5 protein-coding genes and 1 pseudogene are annotated in these 4,663 nt (G+C 64.5%); 4 read left to right on the plus strand and 2 right to left on the minus strand.

The window, feature by feature from the left end:
- A partial coding sequence (locus ET21_RS0117765; RefSeq protein WP_162180711.1) for a LysR family substrate-binding domain-containing protein occupies positions 1-635 on the plus strand: 635 nt, incomplete at its 5' end.
- Between the two features lie 51 nt (positions 636-686).
- On the opposite strand, the gene ET21_RS0117770 is transcribed toward ET21_RS0117765, so the two are convergent.
- A complete protein-coding gene (locus tag ET21_RS0117770) occupies positions 687-1,433 on the minus strand; it encodes an IclR family transcriptional regulator (protein ID WP_030540714.1) in 747 nt (248 codons plus the stop codon).
- A gap of 149 nt (positions 1,434-1,582) precedes the next feature.
- On the opposite strand from ET21_RS0117770, the gene ET21_RS0117775 reads away from it, so the two are divergent.
- From ET21_RS0117775 to ET21_RS0117785, 3 genes are all read left to right on the plus strand, one after another.
- Complete coding sequence (locus ET21_RS0117775; RefSeq protein ID WP_030540715.1) at positions 1,583-3,136, plus strand: 4-hydroxyphenylacetate 3-hydroxylase N-terminal domain-containing protein; 1,554 nt, start codon at positions 1,583-1,585, stop codon at positions 3,134-3,136.
- A gap of 66 nt (positions 3,137-3,202) precedes the next feature.
- Positions 3,203-3,826, plus strand: a complete 624-nt coding sequence (locus ET21_RS26030; RefSeq protein ID WP_030540716.1) for an FAD synthetase family protein — start codon at positions 3,203-3,205, stop codon at positions 3,824-3,826.
- On the plus strand, positions 3,819-4,298 hold the full coding sequence (locus ET21_RS0117785) for a flavin reductase family protein (RefSeq protein WP_030540717.1): 480 nt from the start codon (positions 3,819-3,821) through the stop codon (positions 4,296-4,298). Before ET21_RS26030 ends, ET21_RS0117785 begins: the two co-directional genes overlap by 8 nt.
- Positions 4,299-4,401: 103 nt before the next feature.
- Here ET21_RS0117785 and ET21_RS27180 read toward each other — a convergent pair.
- Positions 4,402-4,663: pseudogene (locus ET21_RS27180) on the minus strand (hypothetical protein); the annotation flags it as partial.

Consider the following 4,663-nt stretch of genomic DNA (forward strand, 5'->3'; position numbering starts at 1 on the left):
TCCTTGTTGCCCATTATGCCCGGCCACACACGGAAATCCTGACAGTCCCGATCAAGTCGTTCCGGTCGGTCTATCCGGAGGTGGAACTGGCGCTGTCCGCGCTGAACAATGCCGAGCTGCACCGGGCCCTGATCACGCGGGAGATCGACATCGCCGTTGCCCGCCCCGAACTCAAGGACGAGGAGTTCCGCCAGCAGCTTCTGTGTCGCGAGAAGCTGATCCTGGCGCTGCCCGACAGCTCTCCGCTGGTCGCGGAAGACAACATCACCTTCGCCGACCTGAGCGGCCAGACCTTCGTGCTCTATCCTCGCCGCCCGCGCCCGAGCTATGCCGATGTCGTGCTCGATATTTGCGAGCGAGAGGGGGTGAAGCCCGGCGGCCTCGAGCTGACGCAGGATTTTCAAAGCGCAATCTCGCTGGTCTCGGTCGGCGTGGGGCTGTCGGTCGTGCCCGAATCCGTCAGCCGGACGACGCGACCTGGGGTCATCTATCGCCCCTATGTCGGCCACAACCCTGGAACCGCTTTGACGGTCCATTCCCGGTTGGACAACCGCGCCCCGCAGGTGCTGAACTTCATGGAGATCACCCGAAAATTCACCAGGACGGCGCAAGCCGCAGTCACTCGGGCCGAATAGCGCGGCACAGCGCCTGAACCCGCTATTCCCCGTCTGCGGATTCGCGGATGATCAGGGATCCCTGCGTCGATGGCCCAGGCGGTCAGAGATCCGCTGCGCCGCATCGACGGTGATAGTACGGAAAGCGCGCGGCTGGCGCGCATGGCGGCTGGCCGGAACCGTCATCGACAGCACCGCGACCGCGCGTCCGACGTGGTCCCGAATCTGTGCCGCGAGGCAGACCAGATCGTCATCATCGCCAATTGGGCCGCTGTCGAACCCCTCGGCCGCCAGTGCGGCCAGTTCGTCGCGCAAACGTTCCGGGGCGTCGATGGGACCACCGGGGCGGGCATGCTCGTCCAGCCAGTCGTCAAGCCGCATGGGGCTGAAGGCAGCCAGATGCAGTCTGCCGGGCGGCGCCTTGTGCAGCGGCAGATGCGGGCCGATCACCCCGGACGACACCCGCAGGGGCCGGGTGCCGTCGATGGCGTCGACCAGCAGCAGACGGTCGTGATCGTGCATCGTGAGGTGCAGCGTCTCGCCATGATCGGCGGAAAGCTGGGCCATCACCGACCGCGCCACCTCGACCAGATCGAAACTGTCCTCCAGCGCGTGGTAGAGCGTCGCCACCAGCGGGCCGAGCCGATAGCGCCCCCGCTCGACCTTGCGCAGAAGGCCGATCCCCGCCAGCCCATCCACCAGATCGTGGGTGCCGCTAATGGAATTGCCGATGGCCCGCGACAGGGCCGTGACGCTGTGTTCCGACTGCGTGGCGGAAAAGCAGCGCAGTACTTCGCCGATCTTGCGGATTGTCTTCATCGAGTGCTCCCTCGTCCTGCCGATCCCGCTGTGTTTTCCGGCAATGCCGGAAAAATGACAGGTATTACGCGATACCTTTCGGTGCGCACGCGTCGATGTCAGTCTTCACGTCGAGGAGCGTCAGGCAATCTGCCGCAGGGGAGGAAGACATGAAAGATCAAACCACCGCCACCCAGGCACCGTATACCGGTGCCGAATTTCTGGACAGCATCCGCGATGGGCGCGAGATCTACATCCACGGCGAGCGGGTAAAGGACGTCACCAGCCATCCGGCTTTTCGCAACTCGGCCCGTATGGTCGCGCGCTGGTACGACCGGCTGAATGCGGAGAAGGCTACAATCGGCCGACCGACCGACACAGGCTCGGGCGGGTGGACGCATCCCTTCTTCAAGGGAACCAAGACCGCCGAGGAACTTGTGGCTGGCCGCGATGCCATCGCCGCCACCCAGCGGGTGGCGAATGGCTGGATGGGCCGCTCGCCCGACTACAAGGCCGCCTTCCTGGGCACGCTGGGGGCCAATGCGAGCTTCTACGGCGAATATGCCGGCAATGCGAAGACCTGGTATGACCGCACGCAGGAGCGGCTGGACTACTGGAACCACGCCATCGTTAACCCGCCGATCGACCGCCACCTGCCCGTCGAGGAGACCGGCGACGTCTACATGCAGGTGGAGAAGGAAACCGATGCCGGCCTGATCGTCTCGGGTGCCAAGGTGGTTGCCACCGGCTCGGCCCTGACGCACTATAATTTCATCGCCCACTACGGAATCCCGATCAAGGAGAAGAAGTTTGCCCTGACCTTCACGGCTCCGATGGACAGCGCCGGCGTCAAGCTGATCAGCCGCGCTTCCTACGAGCTGAACGCGGCGGTCATGGGCACGCCCTTCGACTATCCGCTCTCCAGCCGGATGGATGAGAACGACGCGATCCTCGTGTTCGACAAGGTGCTGGTGCCCTGGGAGAACATCTTCATCTATGGCGACATCGAGAAGATCAACGCCTTCTTCCCCGCCTCGGGCTTCGTGCCGCGTTTCACGCTGCACGGTACCACGCGGCTGGCGGTGAAACTCGATTTCATCTCCGCCCTCTTTTCCATGGCGCTGGAGGCGACCGGCTCGGGCGCCTTCCGCGGCCCGCAGACCGCCGTGGGCGAGGTGCTGGGCTGGCGCAACCTGTTCTGGGGCCTGTCGGACGCGATGGTGAAGAGCCCGGTCCCGTGGCAGGGAACCGATGGCTACGTTCTGCCCAACATGAACTACGGCCTTGCCTATCGCATCTTCGCACCGATGGCCTACAGCCGGATCAAGGAACTGATCGAGCGCCATGTCGCCTCGGGGCTGATCTACCTGCCGTCCTCGTCGCTCGACTTCGCTTCGGATGCGGTGCGGCCCTATCTCGACCGGTTCGTGCGCGGCTCGAACGGCATGGCAGCAGTGGACCGCGTCAAGCTCCTGAAGCTCCTCTGGGATGCGATGGGCTCGGAATTCGGCGGGCGGCATGAGCTTTACGAGGCAAACTATGCCGGCAACTACGAGAACATCCGCATCGAGACCATGCTGACCGCGCAGGCGACCGGCGAGATGGCCACCCTTCAACAGATGGTGCACAACTACATGGCCGAATACGACCTGACCGGCTGGACCGCGCCCGACCTCATCAACCCCTGGGACGTGAACCGCCTGAAGGCGGGTTTCCAGGGCTGAGGCCACGGGTTCAAGTCCGTGAGGGCGGCCGATCATCCCGGCCGCCCCTTGCAAGAGGAGGAGCGGATGGGTCTGGATTTCTCCGGGGTTCCGGCCCAGGTCGTCACCGACCGGCAAGTCATGCTGCCTGCCAGCGTTGCGGCCCTCGGGGCCTTCGACGGGGTACATCGCGGGCATCAGGCGCTGATCCGGGCTGCCGTGGACTCGGCGCGGGAGCAGGGTCGGCCCGCCGTGGTCTGGACCTTCGATCCGCCACCCAAGGTGCATTTCGGTCGCGCGGCGCAGCTTTTGCCGCTGGCGGAAAAGCTCGCGCGGATCGCGGCGCTCGGCCCCGACTTTATCGTCGTCGCCCAGTTCAATGACTGCTACGCCCGCCGTAGCGCCGACGATTTCCTGGCCGATCTGGGTCGGATCGGGCCTGTGCAGATCCATGTCGGCGCCGATTTCCGCTTTGGCGCGCGGCAGGCAGGCGATGTGGCGCTTCTGGCGCGGCATTTCAGCGTCGTCGAGGCCCCGGTCACCTGCTGCACGGCAGGAGAAACGATCTCGTCCAGCCGGATCCGTGGGCTCCAGGCCTCCGGGCGCGCTGCCGAAGCCGTGCCCCTGCTGGCCGCCCCGCTGCCCTTGCATGCTATCGGGGCCGCCCTTTTAACCAACGACATCCGCCATAGGGAGGACGACAATGCTTAGATTTGACGCACGTGATCTGCGCAACGCCTGCGGCAGCTTTGCCACCGGCGTCACGGTGATCACCACCCGCACGGATGACGGCGACCATGGCATGACCGCCAATGCCTTCATGTCGGTCTCGCTCGACCCGCCGCTGATCTCCATCTCGCTCGACCACAAGAGCAAGATGCGGGAGCGGATCCGCGCCTCGGGCCGCTACGCGGTCAGCATCCTTGGTGACGACATGGAGCATGTCGCCTGGCATTTCGCGGGGCGTCACAACGAGGCCCTGTCCACCATCCTCGAAGACCGCCACGATCTTCCAGTGGTGCCGGGCGCGGCGGCGGTGTTTCTTACCGAGGTGGAACAGGAGGTCGATGCCGGCGACCATACGCTCTTTATCGGACGCGTCACCCATCTCGAACGCCGGGCCGAAATCGGCCCGCTGCTCTTCTGCGGCGGCAAATTTGCGCGGCTGGCCGCGGCGATATAGACACGATGTCACAAAGGCAAGCGTTCGGAGGTCGATGGGGGTCGTGCATGGGAGGCGCCGCCTTAACCTGGGACCGGACGCACTTCTCTCCGCAGACCGTTTTTCACGCACTGATTGACGGGGCGATGTGTTGCCACGTTGCAATAGCCTGGGAGCGAAGTTTTCGGTGATCGGCAGCGGCCAGATGTCCGCGGTGAAGAAGGACGAGATTGGCGATCTGGCCATGAACTGAGACGAAACGCTGGCATTGCCGGGCCGACTTAAACCGCATCATACGCCACTCCCGTCGTCGCACGGGGAGATGTGAATTCTCTGCCCGGCTCTGTTGCAAAGATTGGCGGCAGTCAGAGGTAGGCTGTCGCTCT

This window comes from Sphingobium sp. DC-2 (assembly GCF_000722555.1).
In the GTDB taxonomy this organism is placed as follows: Bacteria; Pseudomonadota; Alphaproteobacteria; order Sphingomonadales; family Sphingomonadaceae; genus Sphingobium; species Sphingobium quisquiliarum.

Coding starts and splice junctions, on each gene's coding strand:
- ET21_RS0117785 (WP_030540717.1), top strand. CDS start 3,819: ATGCTTAGATTTGACGCACGTGATCTGCGCAACGCCTGCGGCAGCTTT.
- ET21_RS26030 (WP_030540716.1), top strand. CDS start 3,203: ATGGGTCTGGATTTCTCCGGGGTTCCGGCCCAGGTCGTCACCGACCGG.
- ET21_RS0117775 (WP_030540715.1), top strand. CDS start 1,583: ATGAAAGATCAAACCACCGCCACCCAGGCACCGTATACCGGTGCCGAA.
- ET21_RS0117770 (WP_030540714.1), bottom strand. CDS start 1,433: ATGAAGACAATCCGCAAGATCGGCGAAGTACTGCGCTGCTTTTCCGCC.